Genomic DNA, 237 nt, shown 5'->3' with positions numbered 1-237 from the left:
GGCCTTTTTGGCACTGGCTTCGGCATCGAACAGCGTCTGCGCCTGCTTAAGCGTCGCTTTTTCTTCCCTGTCGGTGGCCAGCTTGAGGCGCGCCTTGACGCTGGCGGCAGTGCCTTTCTCCTTGTCGTTCAGGGCCTCGGCGAGGCCACCCTCTTCACCGCTCTGCTCCTCGATAAAGCTCTCCAATGCCTGGCTTGCGTCATCGAGCGCGGTCTGCAACTTATCCAGCGCCTGCTG

At 61.6% G+C, this 237-nt stretch carries 1 protein-coding gene; it reads right to left on the bottom strand.

Annotated features, from left to right (window positions below; translation table 11 throughout):
- A partial coding sequence (locus B4920_RS27940) for a hypothetical protein (RefSeq protein WP_139379784.1) occupies positions 1–237 on the bottom strand: 237 nt, incomplete at both ends.

Origin of the sequence: Zoogloea sp. LCSB751 (assembly GCF_002028455.1) — a bacterium.
Lineage (GTDB): Bacteria > Pseudomonadota > Gammaproteobacteria > Burkholderiales > Rhodocyclaceae > Zoogloea.
This window is presented reverse-complemented; position numbering and strand designations above follow the sequence as displayed.